We start from the raw sequence: 17,910 nt of genomic DNA on the forward strand, positions 1-17,910 counted from the left end.
TGAATGCTGATATGTTGTGTGCAATGACATCAATACGAATATAAGGAAAAAATCAGGAATTAAACATGAGACAGGAAGAATTGTGACAGGGTTAACGGGTGAGCAATATAATATACCGGTTATACTCTATACATGCTCTATACATGCTTTATACATGCTTTATATACGACGCATACGTGGACTTGATCGTTTAAAAAAGGGGATATTCCCTGCGGAACATCCCCTTTTGGGTATAATTTGTGAAAAGTACTATTTCACTTCGCTACCTGCATCTACTGCTGCATCCGGGTTTACGAATACCAGCTTGCCCGCAGCATTTTCGGCCATCAGGATCATCCCCTGACTTTCGATACCGCGCATTTTTCTCGGAGCGAGGTTAGCCACGAGTGTTACCTGTTTGCCTACCACTTCTTCCGGTGCAAAATGCTCTGCGATACCAGATACCACGGTACGTTTTTCAGTACCGATATCCACCAGTAATTTCAGCAGTTTGTCCGCCTTTGGTACTTTCTCTGCTTCAAGGATGGTACCTACGCGCAGGTCGATTTTTGCGAAATCGTCGAATTGTATTTCGGGTTTCATTTCTTTTACTTTCGTTTCAACAGGAGCCACTACAGGTTTAACCAGACCTGCTTTCAATTTTTCAATCTGCTCCTCGATCTTTGCGTCCTCAATTTTGCCGAACAGATACTCCGGTTCGCGCAGCGGATATCCTACATTTACCAGTTTCAGACTACCTGCATTTTCCCATTCCAGCATACGATCTACTACTTTCAGCATGTGGCAGATCTTCTTCGCTGTAAATGGAAGGAACGGATTAGCGAGAATGGCCAGGTTGGCAGTCAGTTGCAGACACATATGCAGACAGTTGTCAATACGTTTCTGATAGCCTGCTGCCAATGATGGATCTTTTGCCATCTCTTTCACCAGATTCCATGGTTCTCTATCCTGCAGATACTTGTTACCGGAACGTGAGATATTAATTACTTCTGCCAGTGCTTCACGGAAGCGGAAATTTTCCAGCGAGTCTTCTATCTTCTGTATAGAAGCTTTCAGGTCGGCAAACAGTGCATCGTCCTTCTCATCTTTCAGATCTGCATGAAACGGCGGTACTTTACCACCGCACAATTTGTGCATTAACACCATTGTACGGTTTACAAAGTTGCTGAAGATATCAGCTAACTCACTATTGTTACGCTGCTGGAAATCTTTCCAGGTAAAGTCACTATCTTTTGTTTCAGGTGCGATACTGGTCAGCACATAACGCAGTGTATCCTGCTGATCAGGGAAATCCTTCACATAATCATGGACCCAGACTGCCCAGTTACGCGAAGTAGATACTTTCTCTCCTTCGATATTCAGGAACTCGTTTGCCGGCACATTTTCAGGCAGTACATATCCACCATGACCTTTCAGCATCGCAGGGAATATCACACAATGGAACACGATATTGTCTTTACCAATAAAGTGTACCAGTTTGGTATCATCTTTACACCAGTAATCCGCCCAATTTGCTGTCAGTTCTTTGGTTGCGGAGATATAGCCGATCGGCGCATCAAACCATACGTATAATACTTTCCCCTCTGCATCCGGCAATGGTACCTGAATACCCCAGCTGCTGTCGCGGGTCATCGCTCTGCTTTGCAGACCGCCGTCAATCCAGCTTTTACACTGTCCGTATACATTATTTTTCCACTCTTTATGACCTTCCAGCAGCCATTCTTTCAGGAATGGTTCATAGTTCTGTAAAGGCATATACCAGTGCTTTGTCTTTTTCTTGACCGGCACGGCATTGCTGAGGGTAGAACGAGGTTCTATCAGTTCGTCCGGGCTCAGTGAACTACCACATCTTTCACACTGGTCACCGTATGCATTCGGGTTACCGCATTTAGGACAGGTACCAACAATATAGCGGTCAGCCAGAAATACATTAGCAGTTTCATCAAAGAACTGCTCGCTTTCTCTCTCTTCAAACAGTCCTTTATCATACATCGTCTTGAAGAAGTCAGCCGCTGTTTCGTGGTGTACCTGTTTAGTGGTTCTGGAGAAAATATCGAAAGAGATACCCATGTCTGTAAAGCTGTCATAGATGATCTTATGATATTTATCCACAATATCCTGCGGAGTCACGTTTTCCTTCATCGCCTTAATGGTGATAGGTACTCCGTGTTCGTCAGTTCCTCCTATGAACTTTACATCCGCCTTTTTAGCACGCAGGTAGCGCACATATATATCGGCGGGAATATAACAGCCTGCGAGGTGACCGATGTGGACCGGTCCGTTAGCATAAGGCAATGCCGCTGTTATTAGATATCTGTTAAATTTTGCCATGTTCGCTTAAAGAATGCTTAAATAATCGAAATTCTATTTTTGCTTTTGGAAGAGCGAAAAGTATTTATCAACTTAGCCCTGTCGGGTTTGGGATAACTCCCCAAATGGTCTGCAAAGGTAATTAAAGCATAGAACAATGAAAATTCCGCCATACCTCAAAAAAGGTGATCTGATAGGCATCACCTGTAGTAGTAGTAAAATGGATCTGCAGGCAGCAGAATATGCTGCTGGCGTGATCAGTTCCTGGGGCTTCCAGGTACATCTGGGCATTACGGTAGGCACCAGTTTCCATAATTTCTCCGCTCCGGATGAACTGCGGCTGGAAGAGCTGCAGGATATGCTGGACGATCCTGATATTAAAGCTATCATTTTTGGCCGCGGTGGTTATGGTATGGTGTGTATACTGGACGAACTGGATTTCAAGCAATTCCGTAAACATCCCAAGTGGATCTGCGGATACAGTGATATTACCGCCCTGCATACCCATATTCAGCACCGGTATGGCATTCCTACCCTCCATTCCATGATGTGTAGTGGTATAAGACCGGAAACCGTTGAAAATGAGTATGTAGATAGCCTCCGGATGGCATTAAAAGGTACTTCCTACCGTTACACAGCAGCACCACATGACCTTAACCGTACCGGAAAGGCCTCCGGTAAGTTGATTGGTGGTAACCTGTCCCTCCTCGCCAATCTGTCAGGTACGGAATCGCAACCAGATACTAAAGGGAAAATACTGGTACTGGAAGATATCGGCGAGTACCGCTATAATGTGGACCGTATGATGTATAACCTGAAGAGAGCAGGATGGCTGGAAGATCTCGCCGGACTGGTAATCGGTTCCTTTACCGATGGTAAAGAGACGGAGACGCCTTTTGGCCAGACCGAGTACGAGATCATCCGGAATATTGTACAGGATTACGAGTACCCGGTCTGCTTTGGCTTCCCGGTAGGGCATACGCATGAGAATTATTCCCTGAAACTGGGCATGCCACATGAACTGCATGTAACTGCCAGACAGGCTAAATTATCGCAACGCGACGTCTAATGCTTTCAGATAATCGGGATATTTTTCCAGATTATTGTGATCTGCACCGGATATAGTAATAAACTGGTCACCTGTTTTGAATAGCTTCTCCAGCTTCTTCCCTGATTCAATGGGTATTGTCTTATCGTCAGTCCCATGAATAATGACAACAGGCGCCGTTACTTTGGGCAGGTATTCATTTGTCGGGAACTTGAAATCGAGCATATACGCATAAGGGTAAAGCGGTACCAGCCGCATTGCCATCTCTGTCATGTTGAAATACGGGGCTTCCAGCACCAGTCGTTTACAATCGCGGACAGCTGCCAGTTGGGCAGCGACTGCCGTTCCCAGTGACCTTCCGTAAATGATAATACTGTCCCGTGGATAAAACTTCCGGGCTACCTCATACATATGCAGGGCATTGTCATAGATCGTTGCTTCGGTCAGTTGACCGGTGGTTTTTCCATAGGTTGGATAATCCATCATCAGCACACTATAACCACGTTCCAGCATCAATCTGGCCTTATTTCCATATTTGGAAATATTACGGGCATTCCCATGAAAGTATATCACCATACCCTTTGGCTTTTCAGCCTTAAACAGCATGGCGCTCAGCGTCTGTTTTTCATTGATACGGATGCTGATTTCTTCAAATGGGATATCATATTTGAACACGTAGTTTGCTTCCAGTGGTTCCGGATGAAAGATGAACTTCTTCTGGAATAAGGTCAGCACTACACCAATCACGAGGTAAAGCCCCACGATCGCGGAAAGTATAGGTTTTAATTTCAGCTTGCTGAACATGTGTAAAGTTTAGTCTTCAATGTCAGGTACGATGTCCATACCATATTCTTCAGCAGTCAATACACCTTTCGCTCTGATATCAGCCAGTATAACGGGATCAGGGAACAGTGTGTTAACCTGATAAGTATTATGCAGGAAATTCATGCTGTAAAATTTATTGGCCAGTCCATCGGGTACACCCGCAATGTATTTCAGCACTTCATTCACGATCATCATACCGGTAGCACCATGCGTCACTCCAATGGCACCTGCATCGAAATTACGATGGTCATCGATCAGGTCCAGATTACAACGGTAAGAGGCTGCAGCATCTCCACTGGCAGGAGCGATATTGAAACCTGCCCACCATGACACCCAGTTATGTACTTCCCCGATCACAAATGGTTTACCATGCGCAACACAGGCATCGTTGATCACGAGGTGTGTGGCATGATGCTGGGAACAATCAATCACGAGGTCCATGCCTTCCAGCAGTTGTTTAATATTTTCTGGTTTTACCTGTAACAGTAAAGGATAATGTTTGGTAAAAGGATTGCTCGCCCACAAGCGGCTTGCAGCCATTTTAGCTTTATGTTTACGCAGGTCCTGCATCTGGTAGATGGGTTGTCTGTGCATATCTTCATCAGCAATTACACCATAATCGGCAATACCGATCACACCAACGCCACTGGCGCTTAAATACTGTATCACCGGAGATCCCAGTCCACCGGCACCTACTACCAATACACGTGTTTCTTTCAGTTTTTCCTGCATGGCAACACCCATACCCGGAACGGCAATAGCGTGTTTAAAATGCGCAAGTTCTTTTTCGATTAATGCCATAGTCTTTTCAATTAGGGATCAGTAAGTAAAAATCAATCGCCGGGAATCAATTGACTTAATTCCCGGTTATTGATATTTATCTACTGACTGATGATTTATTCTTGTGGAAATTCCAATGTAAACTTACTACCCTTTCCTATCGTGCTTTCTACTTTGATCTTGCCTTTATGGGCATCCACGATAGCTTTCACATAACTTAATCCCAATCCGAATCCTTTTACGTTATGCACATTACCTGTATGTGCACGATAGAATTTTTCAAAGATACGGGAAATCGTGTCACGGCTCATACCGATACCGTTATCTGCTATTGTAATAATGAGGCTCTTACGTGTATTATGTGTGGATATAACCACCTCGAGATTTTCTTTTGAATACTTGATCGCATTGTCCAGCAGATTAAATATCACATTGGAGAAATGCACATCATCCGCTTTGATAATAGGATTGATCGCATCAAGGCGCAGTTCGGCATGGCCCTGCTTTGCATCCATCTGTAACTGCAGATTTTCTACTGTACTGGATATCACATCATGCACATCTGTCACCTGCAGGTTTAACCCGATCTCATTCTTTTCCAATAAGGCAGATTGAAGGATACTCTCTACCTGTTTATTCATGCGCTTATTCTCCTCCTTGATGATACCGGAGAAATATTTGATCTTATCTCTATTGTCCATGACCTTCTCATTACCGATGGCATCAATAGCCAGTGAGATAGTGGCCAGTGGTGTCTTCAGTTCATGCGTCATGTTATTGATAAAGTCTGATTTGATCTCCGACAATTTTTTCTGATTGAGCATTGTGCGGATAGTCAGGATAAATGCAGTGATGATCACAGCGGTGAACAACAGTCCACCTGCCATCATTTTCCCCAGCGATAAGAGCAATAACATGTTATTCTTAGGCTGTACCAGCAGCAATGTTTCTGTTTCGCCTGTCACAGATTCAAAACTGTTTAACAACGGTATATACTGAAACGTATAATCGAGGCTGTCTGAGCGTTTGGTTTCTTCCAGCATTTTGGACAGTCCGGCAGATTGCATATGTACCCCATTGCTATTACCAAAATGCCCTTTACCTAACACGGCAAATTCGAAGGTGGTGTCCAGGCGCTGATCACGCAGACTCTTGGCGATCATCCCCTGCACTTCTTCCGTAGTGAAGCGGTCACTGACATTTCCTGTCAGATCAACAGTATGGGTTATCTCATACTTATCGATCGCCAGCCCTTTTTCTGTAGGCCGGATAGCTGCGCCATCTACTTTAAAACGTATAGGAGGCGCTTTACGTTGAAGCATCAGCTCCTTCACTTCTATAATTGCGTTTACCGCACGCTGCTCCATCTGCTCGCGACGTACGATAGCTGCGTTATAAATCCAGTTGACCTGGATCCAGATGATTCCCAATAATGACAGGGTAATTAACACCACAATTATGGGAAATACTTTCTTCAATGGTACCATGCTACATCAATACTAAGGCGCACAAGATACTCACAAAGAACGAGGGTACCAGCACCTGAATTGTTAAAAATCATTGCTTGCTATAGCAACATTAATACAAATTTAAAGGCTCCAAACCGTTATCCATCCTCACTTTAGCAATAAAACATCACTTTAACGTAATTTTAACTGGGAAATAATATTCATAATTGATCAATCTTCTGTACATTTGCCTTATCAAACTGGTACTAAATTTGATGTACTGGTTTAACAAACTAGCAATTTTTAAATTTCTACATACATCGACATGGATTTCGTTTCCATAAGCGATTTAGATTTTGGTTGATAAAATGGTAAGGAGGCTTTCTAGCCTCCTTTTACTTTTTTAGCCTGTTTAAGGCGTTTTTAGCTCCTTTTTTATTCTCACCGGAATCATTCCCTGCCTCCATAAAGATTACAGGAAACTGGCAAGTAAAACTCCAATAAATACTATTATACTTGCTTTCAATTAGTTAAATTTGGGTAAGTGCTAAAATTGTATGTGTATGGTTTCTTTGTCGCCTGGAATATTGCTGATTGCGGACCCATTCCTTAAGGATCAGAATTTTGCCCGTACTGTTGTATTACTGTGCGAACATCAGGAGAGTCGGGGGAGCTTTGGTTTTGTGCTTAACAAGGTGTTTGACCAGTCATTGAATGATCTTGTGCCGGAAGTACTGGTAAACAATATCAAAGTTTATTACGGAGGACCGGTACAGATAGATACCATTCACTTCATTCACCAGCAGCCTGAGTTGATCAGAGGCGGTTTTGAGATACAGGACGGCGTATACTGGGGAGGTGAGTTTGATCAGGTAGTATCATTGATCAATAGTGGAAGTCTGGATCTGAACAAGATTAAGTTTTTCATCGGTTATTCCGGATGGAGTAGCGGACAGCTTGAAAATGAACTCAATGAAAAATCCTGGATCTTATCAGAAAGTAATGCACCACTTATTTTTGAAGAAAAAGAACAAAATATATGGCCACAGGCATTGAAGAACCTGGGCGCCAACTTTGCCATCATGGCCAATTTCCCGATAGACCCATTATTAAACTAGCAACCGGACAGCTACGTATATACTCTCCCGTATGCCGGTAAACCGGCTTTAGAACCACCTGTGGAAAAAAAAGTTAAAAAAATTATTATATGCCTATCGGCTGAGGCCCAATGACTAACGTCAATGGGTGCATTTCCCCTACTCAAAACGCTTCCCTCAAACGAGGATATTTAAAAAAAATCAAATATCTTGCTTAGGTAAAAAAAGTAATGTAGTCAGAGCATTCTATTGTTTGTAAACCTGCTGATAATAGGACACCGTAGGGGAAGGAAATCTAATATAACCGAATATACATACCTATGAAGGACAAACCAGATCACGTTTACACCTTCCTGGATATAAAATAAAAACTAAAACAATTAGCAACAAAGAAGTAAATGAGAGACCCTTTTTTTTAATCAGGGTCAGGGCTTTATTTCAAACGGTTGAAGCAATAAAATCATTCGTCATCATAAACATAAAATATTCATTTTCATAGGAACAGGCCCTAGTGCCGCTGCGGGATGTATTTCCTGCGCAGCCAGGACCTGATTTGTGCAACGCCCTGGCCAGTAATCTTACTGCGCTCTAAAACAGGGTTATTTATTAATTAGATTGGAATAGTTAGGACAAAAAGAAAGGCCGGGTAATCATACCCGGCCTATTTATTTTCATCAGAAATTGAAATGCAACACTGATAAACAATATGATTTAATACCGGATAACCAGTATCAATATAAAAGTTGACATCTGGCTGATCTATAAACAAAAAAAGAGAGACGTTTCTGATGAAACGTCTCTCTTTGTATTTAAAGTAAGATGATTACTTCTTCATTAGTATTTCGAAACTCTTCCTTAGTATTCAGCTTTAAATAACGTATTCCTAATTCGTAATTCCTGATCCTAATTATTTAGCTTCTGCACCTTCAACAAGCACAGTTGCCTTATTTCTGTACACTTCCACGAAACCACCTTCTATGTTATAGAACTCGCTCTGTGTTTTATCTTTCAGCACCTTCATCCTGCCTTTGCCCAGGGCAGCGATCAACGGTGCGTGCTTATCCAGCACTTCGAAAAGACCGTCAATGCCTGGCAGCTGTACACCATACACTTCGCCGGAATACAGTTTTCTTTCAGGTGTTAATACTTCTAATAACATATTAAAAGTTAAGGGTGAAAAATATTAGTTATTAGCTGCTTCCAGCAGTTTCTTACCTTTCTCGATAGCTTGTTCGATGTTACCAACAAGGTTGAACGCTGCTTCAGGATACTCATCTACTTCACCGTCCATGATCATGTTGAAACCACGGATAGTTTCTTCGATTGGTACCAGTACACCTTTCAGACCAGTGAACTGTTCTGCTACGTGGAAAGGCTGAGACAGGAAACGCTGTACACGACGAGCGCGGGATACAGTCAGTTTATCTTCATCACTCAACTCATCCATACCCAGAATCGCGATGATGTCCTGCAGCTCTTTATAACGCTGAAGAATCATTTTCACTCTCTGTGCACAGTTGTAGTGTGCTTCACCTACGATGCTCGGGCTGAGGATACGGGAAGTAGATTCCAGTGGGCTCACAGCAGGATAGATACCTAAGTCAGAGATCTTACGATCCAGTACCGTAGTAGCATCAAGGTGCGCAAAGGTTGTAGCCGGAGCAGGGTCAGTCAGGTCATCCGCAGGTACGTAAACCGCCTGTACGGAAGTGATTGAACCATTTTTAGTGGAAGTGATACGCTCCTGCATCAGACCCATCTCTGTTGCCAGGGTTGGCTGATAACCCACCGCTGATGGCATACGACCTAACAGCGCGGATACTTCAGAACCTGCCTGAGTGAAACGGAAGATGTTGTCTACGAAGAACAGGATATCTTTACCACCACCTGCAGTACCATCTCCATCACGGAAATACTCTGCCATTGTCAAACCGGATAAAGCCACACGAGCACGTGCTCCCGGTGGTTCGTTCATCTGACCGAAGATGAAGGTTGCCTGAGATTGCTTCAGACCCTCTTTATCTACTGCGCTCAGATCCCATCCGCCATGTTCCATGGACTCCTGGAATTTCGCGCCATATTTTACGATACCAGCTTCGATCATCTCACGCATCAGGTCATTACCTTCACGGGTACGCTCACCCACGCCGGCAAATACGGATAAACCTTCGTAACCTTTTGCGATGTTGTTGATCAGCTCCTGAATCAATACGGTTTTACCCACACCAGCACCACCAAACAGACCAATCTTACCACCTTTTGCATATGGCTCGATCAGATCGATTACTTTGATACCAGTGAACAGTACTTCTGTATCTGTTGCCAGATCTTCGAATTTAGGCGGCTTACGGTGAATAGGATATCCATTGCTGCTATCAACATCACCCAAGCCATCGATAGCCTCACCTACCACGTTGAACAAGCGACCTTTGATGCCTTCGCCCACCGGCATTTTAATAGGAGTACCCTTGTCGGTTACGGCCATTCCTCTCACGAAACCATCCGTAGAGTCCATTGCTACGCAACGAACGCTATCTTCACCAAGGTGTTGCTGTACTTCCAGCACTACCTTCTGACCATTTTCGCGGGTAATTTCCAGTGCGTTGTAGATTTCGGGCAACTTTCCATCAAAGTGGACGTCCACCACGGGACCGATAATTTGCTTGATCTTACCTGTGTTAGGCATATTTTTAAGAGGTTTATAAATGCTTAAAATGAGCGGTTTGTTAATTTTGCCGCAAAGGTAATTGTTAATAGGGGAAATTCAAAAAATAGTCAGACAGACCAGAGACACTTGTCCTCAGCCTTCAATTATCAATTGGAAGTCAATTAGTTCCTACAACGAAAGGCGACGAATGAAGTATGCAATTTAACCCTTTTAACTCATACGTTGTGCAATAAAGTCGATAGATAACTATTTTTTATTATAATCAACTTATGATATTACAAATTACTCTCAACCATTAGCCCTGCTTACTTTCCTCCTCCCTCCCATCTAACATTTTCTTAACGGTTTCTGTGAAGATTTTGCTAAAAAAGACCGACAGCAAACTGATCAAACCTGCTGTAGACAAGCTTCTACCGTTTCAGGCACAGATATTGATTTATATAAGGCAAGCTAATATCTGACTCCTGACCATCGAACTAAAGAGATGCCAAAGGCCAGCTTTCAGCCTTAACAATTGATCAACTGTTATATACCACGCATTCGTTCACCGTTAAATTTTATAGCCTTCAGTAAGTACTAAATAGCTATACAATGTTGTTTTCGGACAAATTATAAGTTGCCACACCCAATTAAAACAATCGACATGAAAAACATAAAAAACTATATTTCATTAGCTGTGATTGCGGTTTCGCTGTCAGTCACCGGCGTATCCTGCGCCACGACCCGGCAGCCTTATCAGCAGACACAGGTCTCTATATCCGGCTTCTACGACGCCCTCAGTCCATATGGCCGCTGGACATCCTACGGTAATTATGGACAGGTATGGATCCCGAACGCCGGTCCCGACTTCCAGCCATACTCTACCGCAGGTCACTGGGTATATACAGACTACGGCTGGACATGGGTATCTGATTATGACTGGGGATGGGCGCCTTTCCACTACGGCCGCTGGGCATTTGACGATGCATACGGCTGGATGTGGGTACCGGGTACCGAATGGGGTCCAGCATGGGTAAGCTGGAGAAATAGCCCCGACTATTATGGATGGGCGCCGCTGGGTCCGGGTATGACGATCGGTGTCAGTATGAACATTCCTGTCGGCTACTGGTCTTTTGTACCCTGCCAGTATATTACCAGCACCTATGTCAACAGATACTATGTGGACAGAAGCCATCGTGTAAATGTGTATAACAATACAACGATTATCAACAATACAACGGTGATCAATAACCGTACTTACTACCGTGGTCCTGCTACCCGCGATGTGGAACGTTACACACGTAATGAAATCCGCCCGGTACGTGTAGTAGATGGTAACCGTCCCGGCCGTGCCACTGTTGACCGTAATCAGGTGAGTATGTATCGTCCGCAGCCTTCATCATTACGTGGAGGACGTGGAAATAATACCTTCACCAATGGTAACAGCAATGACAGAAATAATTCTGACAGACCGGTACCAGGCAGAACTATCCGCAGAGATGATCTGCCTGACAGAAACAATGACAGGAACAATGATGGCCGTCCGGACAATGGCATACCCGGCAGAACAATAGACAGGGGAAATATGAATCGTCCGGATAACAATACGCCGGTAAGACCAATAGAGAATAACAATAACAATATACCGGGCAGAACAAATGATAACCGTCCGACCAGACCAGAGTTTGACAGGAATAACAACAGACCGGTTACACCAACACCGTCTGCTCCGTCTACAAGACCGGTATCACCATCTACTCCGGGTAACAATAACACTTTTACGCCAAGACCTGACAACAATACAGGCCGTCCTGACCGGTCCAACAGCCGGCCGGAAACAAGACCAATGACGCCGACTCCGAGCCCTGGTCCGGTAACAAGACCAGCACAGCCACAGATGTCTCGTCCGCAGCCTCAGCCTGAAATGTCTCGTCCGCAGCCACAACCGTCTCAGTCACGTCCGCAGATGGTAGCGCCACAGGCACAACCTCGTCCGTCACAGCCTCCAATGCAGTCACGTCCGCAGGTACAGCCATCACGCCCGGCGCCACAACCGCAGCCACAAAGAGCAGCTCCGGCACCATCAGCACCTCGTAGTGACAGGGCAAACAGAGGCGGCCGTTAATCACTAACAGCCATAGACTTCGAGATATATTTCGTTACTGATTTTGGTAAAGGTATGTTCCTCCGGGGGCATACCTTTTTGCATTAAGAGCATTGGAAGAGGCGCTCCGCCTGCCTGATAGGGTGGTTGCAGATAGTTGAAGGCATAAGCCTTAAAACCCAGTCCCTCGTAAAACCGGATGCGACGCTGTGCATCAATGGTATGCGGTAATTCTACCTCCAGCACCAGCTTTTTATGTGTTGCTTCCAGTACCTGCATAACAGCACTCCCAATACCGGCGCCCCGTTGTCCGGGACTTACGGCAAAGTGTTCGATAAATACAAAATCTGTCAGCTGCCAGTAGAATACGAAACCGGCAAATTGTTCACTGTTCTCCAGCAATCCCAGTCGCAATGCACCAGTGTTCAACAAGGTCTGCTGAGCAGTCAGGTTACGTCGTTCCTCTGCGGGAAATGCCTGTTCATATAATTCCGCTACATGCCCGGGGATGATGAGCGGTGGTAATAAATTCCGTATTGCTAACATTGCAGCAAAGGTAAGGCTTGTGTTTATCCGGGGAGCTGACCTGCGTCAGCCACAGCGACTGTTTCTGGTCATCATTTCCATCCAAAAGAAAGAGGCACCGACTGCAGCTCGTCCAAAACTACAGTAGTGCCTCACAAACGAGAACCCAAGATAAATATTTGAAAAAGAATGTTTTAAATCAACACTATTGTGGCACACACATATAGGGGTCCACTGCTCCGGGTGCTGCAGGTTTGTTGGCAGACCAGCAGAAATTCATTGGCTGACTGGTAATACTCTGCAACTTAAGAGATACCTTCTGTCCTTTCCGGCTGGAAGAAGCATCCACTGATCTGGTTCCTTTTGCAGGAACATCATTGACAGTGTACTGCTCCGTTTTAAACACATCACCGTTGCCCTTCATATACTGTACTGCAACCACGACATTATCCAGGGGATATTCCGTCTGATTCCGTACAATGATCTTCAGGTCTTTGATGCCTCCCAGCAAGCCGGTGCGGTAATCGCTTGTATTGACCGAAATAAACTGATTCCAGTTACGGCGGTAATAAGTACGCCTTTCTACGAAAGTACCTTCCGTACGGGCGTTTATTTCCCTTCTGTCGGCAATTTGCCGGGCCGTCTGACTGTTCATGTCCAGCGAACGTCTCAGATCACGATTTTCGTTGATCAGCCGTTCATTTTCTGACAGTACCTGTTTTACCCGTTTCTGTTGCCGGGAGTAACTCATCGCCAGAAAAACTATCAGGCAGATGATTACAAAAATGTATCCCACTTGTCGCTTCATATCAGGCGAAGTAGAAAAAATAGTGCCAACTACGGCCTCATCTTTCTTTAAACTCGTATCTGATCTTTTGGGACTTCTCAAAATCGTACAGTGTTAACAGACGCACCGTATAGTAAGAAGTCCAGAAGGAACGCAGTGCATTAATGTAATTCTGATTGGCCATATCCTTTTCCTGTTGCGCCAGATTGAGGTCTGTAATGGATATTTTACCAATGTAATATCTCTGTTTGGTAATCTCATACCTCTGTTTCGCTATAGTATCTGCTTTTGCGCCACTTTCCAGCAGCTTACGCTGGATATTGAATTGTTGTGTCTGTAAATAGATCTCCTGTTCGAAATTCCGTTCCTGTTGCTGTATGTCTATCTCTATCAGTTCCTGATTTGCTTTTGCCTGTCTGACACGATTACGGGCCCTTCCCCAGTCCATAATAGGAATAGACACTCCTACGCTCAATAATTGGGTTTGCTGCAAATTTCCGCCTCCATAAGCGTTTTTAAGCGTACTACCCTGACGTGCCTGTCCGAAGTTGGCCGAGAGGTTTAACTGATAACCGCTGTTTCCTCTGGCTTCTGCTACCTGTTGTTCTGCTTCAAGGCGCTGACGACGAAAAGTCAGCACTGCCTGCCGGTTATCCTGTGCTTCCTTTTGTGCCACATCTGGCGGGATCTGCAGGAACGGAATAGTATCCGGCAATGCAACCAGCACATTTGTGCCCTTGGGTAGTGTCAGGAATTGTGTCAGCTCGCGATAAGCGATCTCCTTGCTTAGCGAGGCCTGTTCCAGATTGTTGCGGGCATTGATCAGGTTTAGTTCTATCTGCAACAGCTCATTCTCCGCGATCTTGCCCAACTCATATCTTCCCTTCGAAATCTTGTATAAAGTATCTGTATTGGCAACGTTCTGTTGCAATATTAACTCCTGCTGCTGAGCCATTAATGCATCGAAGAAATAACCGGCTGCCTGCAGACCTGTTTTTTCCAGTGTCTCGATGTACTGTTTCTTTGATTCCTCATACAACAAAGGCTGTATGCGGCTATCCCAGCGATAAGGATTATATAAAAGCGTAGGCTGAAAATAGCTGATCGAAAACGGTGTAGAAAGATATCCTACACTCGATGACGGATCAAATACGTCGTTCCTTGACAGGTTGGTGGCAACGGAGAATTGTCCGCCGGTAAAAGGAACGATCTGATCTGCCGCCAGACTGGTAAACGTATACGAATAGGAACTCTTGCTGAAAGCATAAGTACCGTCCGGCTGACGGATACTCTCAATGTTTCCAAGAAAACTACTGGCATTGGTAGCCTGCAGTTTTAGCTGCGGACGACGACCTGCCACATAGTATCTGTAGGCATAGAGACTATTCAGCGCGCTACTGCGTGCTTTATAGTAAGAAGGTGATTGTTGTTGTGCCTGTAATACCACGCCCTGCAAAGACAATGTTTGCTGAGCACGGGTAACAGAGAAGGTTAACAATCCACAGATTGTAAACAGAATAGGTGTCTTAATCATGTCGCAAACATTCAATTGGGTTCTTATGAGCCGCCTTGCGGGCAGGGGAAATACCGAAGATGAGACCAACGGCTGATGCCAGCACGAAGGAAATGAATATGGATATACCTGAGACGATAGTGTGAATATCTGCCAGCTTATCCACCAGATAAGCACCGGAGACGCCCAATATGACACCAATGATTCCTCCTGAAAGACTGATCAGCACTGCTTCAAACAGGAACTGCATCACGATATCTTTCTTCTGTGCACCAAGCGCCATACGGATACCGATCTCGCGGGTACGTTCAAGTACAGAAGCCAGCATGATGTTCATAATACCGATACCACCTACCAGCAGTGAAATACCGGCAATAGCGCTCAATACGATATTAAATACATCCTTTGTTTTTTGTTGCTGTTTCAGTAATTGCTCAGGAATAGTGATCTCAAAATCAAGTACGTCATTATGCCTGCGGCGCAGCATACGACTGATGATAGTAGCAGATTCTGACAATGATTCCGACTCATGCACCTGTATCACTAACTGATCCAGCTGATGAAAGATCTGATTACCCGGCTGCTGGTCGTTATTATTAAAAAAAGCATTCTCACCAGCGCCCAGATAAAGTGAAGGATTCTTATAACGGATCAATGAAGTCTGTATAGGTATATAGATATCCAGATTATAGTCTCTGATACCAAGGTTATCCTTGGTTGCTTTTGAGATCGTCTTTTCTTCTGTCACACCGATGATCTTCAGCCATTGCGCTCCGCATTTAATCGTTTTACCTATCGGATCTTCGGAAATGAAAAACTTACGTTTTACATCACTGCCGATAATGCATACACCTTCTCCGGCAATACGCTGTCTCTGATTAAAGACGTCTCCTGCTCCGATCTTTATGTTATTGATATCAAAGAAAGCCGGCTCTACGCCTACGATCTTCAGCTTACTGCTCTTGCTGCCATAGATTACATCCTGTTCCTGAATCATTTCAGGACTGATCACCGCAACAGTTGGAATGATACGACGGATACTTTCAGCATCAGCAATACTGAGTCCCTTTGAAAAACGTGCTTTTGTAGCAGCTGCTTTTCCGTTGCCACCGCCGCTTTTATCATCGGATTCTTTCTGCTGTTGTTCGTCGTCTTTTTTATCTTCTGCTTTCGGCTTGATAACTATGTTATTCACACCCACCAGTTTCATCTGATCAAGGATCTCCGCCTGTGCACCACGGCCAATAGCCAGCATAGCGATAACGGCGCCTACCCCGAAAATGATACCTAATGCGGTGAGGAATGAACGTAGTCTGTTAGCGCCAAGGGAGTCCAGGGCGATATAGAGGTTGTTGAAATTTCGGTCCAGCATTACATTATTTTAATGTCGTGATTTTGGTTTCCTTTGCAGACTCGGGTTCTGAGAGATATACGACATCTCCCTCGGCCAGTCCTTTTTCAACAATTACTTCTTCATCATTGGATTTACCTAATGTTACCTGTTGTTTGGAAATGTTCCCTGATTTTCTCAGGTACACAAAACTGGTTTTACCTTCTGCAAATACAGCTTCCAGCGGGATGATCAGCTTTTTAGGCACTTCACTGATCAGGATATTGTTGGAGGTAGTCATTCCGGGTTTAAGAATAGAATCTACTTTATCCAGTTTGATGTTTACTTCGAACACCTTGGCAGTGGCGCCCGGACGGGTTTCTCCGATATTCGCCACTGTTTTAACGACGCCTTCCATTTTTACTTCAGGGAAGGCGTCGAGTCCCATTGTCACTTTCTGTGACTGGTGAATTTTGCTGATATCAACTTCGTTGATATAGACTTTGGATAACATGGATGAAAGGTCCGGCAGCATGGCTACGCGGGGATCCCAGGAACGTACAACAGAACCTGTTTTCTTTTTTCCGCCGCTTGCCCAGTCGCTTATATATACTAATAACCCATTTTTAGGCGCTTTAATTACAAATCGGCTTTTCAGTTCTTCGAGACGACCGATGATTCTTCCGAATTCATTTGCTTCCCGTTTAGCCTGTTCCATCTTTGTAGCGGCCTGCTGCTGCTTGATCTTGTAATTGTCTTTCATCTGTACAAGATCACGCTGTGCTTTCTGCAGATCGATCTCGGCCTGTTTAATAGTAGCGGGAGGCTCGTATTTACTGAGTTCCAGAGCGAGTTTCTTCTGTTCCATCTGGAACTGCAGATTGGTCATCTGATCACGGGCTTCCCTTAAAGTCAGCGCTGTATCCAGTGCCGTCTGCGTTACTGTTGAATTGGACTTTTCCAGTGACAGTTGCATATCACTGATTCGTTTATTCACTAACGTTGGATCTAATGTAGCGATGTAATCGCCTTCTTTTACATGTGAACCTTCCGGTACCATCTCCTGTATCTTGATCTCATCATAGATCTGATTTGCCTGCAGATCGGCCGGAGCAGAAATATACACGGTATTCTCCGCCTGCAGTTCACCGGAACTGTTGACTACATCGCGAAAACTACCTTTCCGGACTTTGGCTGTAATACTGCTGTCCGCAGCTTTACCGGCAAATAGAAAATAACAGATGGCAATTACAGGAATAACAATGGCAGCCAGTAGCCACTTTCTCTTTTTAAGCATATGGGTGAAATGGAATTATGAAAGGCCGGGACACTGAGTAACTACAGACACGTTATAAAAGTAATCGTCCATTTGAAAAATAAATGTTAAAAGTACCTCTATAGACGGGCATGTATCGACGAACACCTGCGATATAAAGGCCATTGGCCTTCCCTTATCGACTATCGGTTTTAAACACTATTTTTGCACCTCAAATTAG

Annotated in this window: 14 protein-coding genes; 3 read left to right on the forward strand and 11 right to left on the reverse strand. The window is 44.5% G+C overall.

All coding sequences use genetic code 11. From position 1 onward, the window contains the following. Positions 1 to 249: 249 nt before the first annotated feature. Entirely contained in the window at positions 250 to 2,331 is a 2,082-nt protein-coding gene (gene metG, locus FEF09_RS03265) for a methionine--tRNA ligase (RefSeq protein WP_146303705.1), read from the reverse strand. Between the two features lie 136 nt (positions 2,332 to 2,467). Between metG and FEF09_RS03270 the strand changes: the two genes are divergently transcribed. Then, positions 2,468 to 3,379 carry an LD-carboxypeptidase gene (locus FEF09_RS03270; RefSeq protein ID WP_146303707.1) on the forward strand — a complete coding sequence of 304 codons (912 nt, stop codon included), beginning with the start codon at positions 2,468 to 2,470 and terminating at the stop codon, positions 3,377 to 3,379. Here FEF09_RS03270 and FEF09_RS03275 read toward each other — a convergent pair. The 3 genes from FEF09_RS03275 to FEF09_RS03285 all read right to left on the reverse strand — a co-directional run bounded on the left by FEF09_RS03275 (position 3,359) and on the right by FEF09_RS03285 (position 6,417). Then, a complete protein-coding gene (locus FEF09_RS03275) occupies positions 3,359 to 4,162 on the reverse strand; it encodes an alpha/beta hydrolase (protein ID WP_146303708.1) in 804 nt (267 codons plus the stop codon). The genes FEF09_RS03270 and FEF09_RS03275 overlap by 21 nt on opposite strands. 9 nt (positions 4,163 to 4,171) lie before the next feature. Next, positions 4,172 to 4,984: a HesA/MoeB/ThiF family protein gene (locus FEF09_RS03280; RefSeq protein WP_146303710.1), complete on the reverse strand. Its 813-nt coding sequence runs from the start codon at positions 4,982 to 4,984 to the stop codon at positions 4,172 to 4,174. 95 nt (positions 4,985 to 5,079) lie between these two features. Beyond that, positions 5,080 to 6,417, reverse strand: a complete 1,338-nt coding sequence (locus FEF09_RS03285; RefSeq protein WP_261387311.1) for a sensor histidine kinase — start codon at positions 6,415 to 6,417, stop codon at positions 5,080 to 5,082. A gap of 557 nt (positions 6,418 to 6,974) precedes the next feature. Between FEF09_RS03285 and FEF09_RS03290 the strand changes: the two genes are divergently transcribed. Further along, positions 6,975 to 7,529 carry a YqgE/AlgH family protein gene (locus FEF09_RS03290; protein ID WP_146303712.1) on the forward strand — a complete coding sequence of 185 codons (555 nt, stop codon included), beginning with the start codon at positions 6,975 to 6,977 and terminating at the stop codon, positions 7,527 to 7,529. 886 nt (positions 7,530 to 8,415) lie between these two features. Here FEF09_RS03290 and atpC read toward each other — a convergent pair. Together atpC and atpD are read right to left on the reverse strand one after the other, a co-directional pair. Then, positions 8,416 to 8,667, reverse strand: coding sequence for an ATP synthase F1 subunit epsilon (gene atpC, locus FEF09_RS03295; protein ID WP_146303714.1), 252 nt, complete (start codon positions 8,665 to 8,667; stop codon positions 8,416 to 8,418). A gap of 24 nt (positions 8,668 to 8,691) precedes the next feature. Further along, positions 8,692 to 10,194 (reverse strand): F0F1 ATP synthase subunit beta, encoded by a 1,503-nt coding sequence (atpD, locus tag FEF09_RS03300; protein WP_146303716.1) that lies wholly within the window; start codon positions 10,192 to 10,194, stop codon positions 8,692 to 8,694. Between the two features lie 625 nt (positions 10,195 to 10,819). On the opposite strand from atpD, the gene FEF09_RS03305 reads away from it, so the two are divergent. Beyond that, complete coding sequence (locus FEF09_RS03305) at positions 10,820 to 12,280, forward strand: DUF6600 domain-containing protein (protein WP_146303718.1); 1,461 nt, start codon at positions 10,820 to 10,822, stop codon at positions 12,278 to 12,280. 3 nt (positions 12,281 to 12,283) lie between these two features. Here FEF09_RS03305 and FEF09_RS03310 read toward each other — a convergent pair whose 3' ends face one another. From FEF09_RS03310 to FEF09_RS03330, 5 genes are all read right to left on the reverse strand, one after another. Further along, entirely contained in the window at positions 12,284 to 12,805 is a 522-nt protein-coding gene (locus tag FEF09_RS03310) for a GNAT family N-acetyltransferase (RefSeq protein WP_146303719.1), read from the reverse strand. Positions 12,806 to 12,989: 184 nt separating this feature from the next. Beyond that, positions 12,990 to 13,592 (reverse strand): hypothetical protein, encoded by a 603-nt coding sequence (locus FEF09_RS03315; RefSeq protein WP_146303721.1) that lies wholly within the window; start codon positions 13,590 to 13,592, stop codon positions 12,990 to 12,992. A 37-nt stretch (positions 13,593 to 13,629) separates the two neighbouring features. Then, positions 13,630 to 15,105, reverse strand: coding sequence for a TolC family protein (locus tag FEF09_RS03320; RefSeq protein ID WP_146303723.1), 1,476 nt, complete (start codon positions 15,103 to 15,105; stop codon positions 13,630 to 13,632). Further along, entirely contained in the window at positions 15,098 to 16,456 is a 1,359-nt protein-coding gene (locus tag FEF09_RS03325; protein WP_146303724.1) for an ABC transporter permease, read from the reverse strand. Before FEF09_RS03325 ends, FEF09_RS03320 begins: the two co-directional genes overlap by 8 nt. A gap of 4 nt (positions 16,457 to 16,460) precedes the next feature. Beyond that, complete coding sequence (locus FEF09_RS03330; protein ID WP_146303726.1) at positions 16,461 to 17,711, reverse strand: efflux RND transporter periplasmic adaptor subunit; 1,251 nt, start codon at positions 17,709 to 17,711, stop codon at positions 16,461 to 16,463. Positions 17,712 to 17,910: the final 199 nt, after the last annotated feature.

The organism is Chitinophaga pinensis, assembly GCF_007896845.1.
GTDB lineage: Bacteria > Bacteroidota > Bacteroidia > Chitinophagales > Chitinophagaceae > Chitinophaga > Chitinophaga pinensis_C.

Bases quoted from the DNA above. Each gene is read 5' to 3' on its own strand.
- metG (WP_146303705.1), bottom strand. From the start codon at position 2,331: ATGGCAAAATTTAACAGATATCTAATAACAGCGGCATTGCCTTATGCT.
- FEF09_RS03270 (WP_146303707.1), top strand. From the start codon at position 2,468: ATGAAAATTCCGCCATACCTCAAAAAAGGTGATCTGATAGGCATCACC.
- FEF09_RS03275 (WP_146303708.1), bottom strand. From the start codon at position 4,162: ATGTTCAGCAAGCTGAAATTAAAACCTATACTTTCCGCGATCGTGGGG.
- FEF09_RS03280 (WP_146303710.1), bottom strand. From the start codon at position 4,984: ATGGCATTAATCGAAAAAGAACTTGCGCATTTTAAACACGCTATTGCC.
- FEF09_RS03290 (WP_146303712.1), top strand. From the start codon at position 6,975: ATGGTTTCTTTGTCGCCTGGAATATTGCTGATTGCGGACCCATTCCTT.
- atpC (WP_146303714.1), bottom strand. From the start codon at position 8,667: ATGTTATTAGAAGTATTAACACCTGAAAGAAAACTGTATTCCGGCGAA.
- atpD (WP_146303716.1), bottom strand. From the start codon at position 10,194: ATGCCTAACACAGGTAAGATCAAGCAAATTATCGGTCCCGTGGTGGAC.
- FEF09_RS03305 (WP_146303718.1), top strand. From the start codon at position 10,820: ATGAAAAACATAAAAAACTATATTTCATTAGCTGTGATTGCGGTTTCG.
- FEF09_RS03310 (WP_146303719.1), bottom strand. From the start codon at position 12,805: ATGTTAGCAATACGGAATTTATTACCACCGCTCATCATCCCCGGGCAT.
- FEF09_RS03315 (WP_146303721.1), bottom strand. From the start codon at position 13,592: ATGAAGCGACAAGTGGGATACATTTTTGTAATCATCTGCCTGATAGTT.
- FEF09_RS03320 (WP_146303723.1), bottom strand. From the start codon at position 15,105: ATGATTAAGACACCTATTCTGTTTACAATCTGTGGATTGTTAACCTTC.
- FEF09_RS03325 (WP_146303724.1), bottom strand. From the start codon at position 16,456: ATGCTGGACCGAAATTTCAACAACCTCTATATCGCCCTGGACTCCCTT.
- FEF09_RS03330 (WP_146303726.1), bottom strand. From the start codon at position 17,711: ATGCTTAAAAAGAGAAAGTGGCTACTGGCTGCCATTGTTATTCCTGTA.